This window comes from Anaerococcus kampingae (genome assembly GCF_046365475.1).
Taxonomy (GTDB): domain Bacteria; phylum Bacillota; class Clostridia; order Tissierellales; family Peptoniphilaceae; genus Anaerococcus; species Anaerococcus kampingae.
The window spans coordinates 1-1,807 of the sequence record NZ_JBGMEF010000012.1 but is presented as its reverse complement, the minus strand read 5'-3'; the positions used below and the strand labels follow the sequence as shown (position 1 = coordinate 1,807).

Sequence of the window (1,807 nt, the reverse complement as noted above, 5' to 3'; positions counted from 1 at the left end):
GGTGATGTTGCAGAATAGTTAAATCTATTCTGCAACATCACTTTTTTTCTCGGATATTTGTATTAAGTAATTTAATTATATAGAGATTTTTAAGGTGGGAATAAATTTTTCCACATTTTCCTTAAAAATAGGCTCACTTAATAAAGCTTATGAAATTAATATTTTTTTCTTAAGCAGCTTTGTATTTTATGATTTCTAAGTTCTTATTTTCTATTTTGGTTGCCAGTTTATTTAAGTTTAGTGCTATTGATAAGAGGCATATTTCACTTATTATATTTTCTTTTCCTCTATGGTGGAATCTGTTGTAGTTTAGTCCTGACTTTATTTTGGAAAATGCTCCTTCAGCTTGGATTGATCTATTTAATCTTTCTTCTATTCCTTGGTCTGATATTATGTTTTCTAATGATTCTTTCCTATATTTTTGGAACGTTTCTGCTATGTAAATGCCTTTAGTTTTTTGACCATCTTTGTTCCGGTCGAAACACCTATAGACTTTTGTGGTTGTTATATATCCACTTTTTCTTTTTCTGTATTTATCATTACATCTTATGAATTCTTTGCCTTCTTTTGATATGTACTTATCTTGAGTTTCATCATAGACTAGGCTTTCCCTGAATTCTTGTTCTTTTTTATATTTTCGTGTTTTTGATTTTTCGTAGTTTGATGGTTTTATGTAGGATGTTAGATTATGCTCAGCTAGATATACATAGTTTTCTTCGCTTTCGTATCCTGCATCTGCTACTATTTTGTCTAGTTCATTTGGATAGGTTGTTTGGAGTTTTGATAAGAATGGTTTTAGGGTGTACATGTCATTTGGATGGTGTGATACATTTTCTCCTATTATGAAACCTGAGGCACTTGCTAATTGGATATTGTATGCTGGCTTAAGTTGACCATTTCTCATGTGGTCTTCTTTCATTCTCATGAAGGTTGCGTCATGGTCTGTTTTTGAGTAGGAGTTTCTGTAATCTCCCATTATTTCTAGGTGTTCTTGATAAGTTTCTAACTTATTTTTCCAATCTTTTAGTTGTTCATAGTCTCGTTGGAGTTGATGTTTTCTTTTTCCTTGACCATGTACGAAGTTTATTTTCTTTTCTATACATTCTTTACTTACTTGATTAAATGATATCTTTACTACTTCTAATACTTGGGATGGTGTTAAGTCTTTATTTAAATTGAAGTGCTTTATTATTCTGATTCTTAGTTTTTCTTGCCATTTTTCTGTGCTTCCTCTCCGGACAAAGCTGTATCTGTTGGCATAAGCTTCTATTTTTGTTCCATCTATGTATATACTTGATAGATCTATTTGCTTTTCTTCTACTAGTATTTCTACTATTTGACTTAGTAGATTAGGTGTTAGATTTACTATTTTCTGTCTAAATCTATTTATTGTGCTATGATCTGGTGGGGTTTGTCCGTCAAGAAGATATTTTATTCTTAGATCATATTTACATGATTTTTCTATTTCTCTTGATGAGAATATTCCTTCAGAGTAGCAGAATATTATTATTTGAAGCATTGTTACTGGATTTACAGTAGGTTTTCTCCCAAATGATGAGTAGACTTTTCTTAGTTCTGTTAGGTCTATCCTTTCAATTATATTTTTTACAAGCCTTAGTTTTATGTCATCTTGGATGTATACTTCTGTGTTAAAGTTTAATTTTAATTGAATTGTATCACCAACTAGTGTAAGATTAGTTAATGATGATGTATTACTATTTTGTTTCATAAATACATTGTATCAGAAAAAGACGAGGATGTTTAATTTCCTCGTCTTTTTCTATGTTAGGACTTTTGCAACAGCCCC

The 1,807-nt window shown here is 30.5% G+C and carries 1 protein-coding gene; it reads right to left on the bottom strand.

The window, feature by feature from the left end:
• Positions 1–169: 169 nt before the first annotated feature.
• On the bottom strand, positions 170–1,729 hold the full coding sequence (locus ACCQ42_RS02290) for an IS1182 family transposase (protein ID WP_410035236.1): 1,560 nt from the start codon (positions 1,727–1,729) through the stop codon (positions 170–172).
• Between the last annotated feature and the right edge of the window lie 78 nt (positions 1,730–1,807).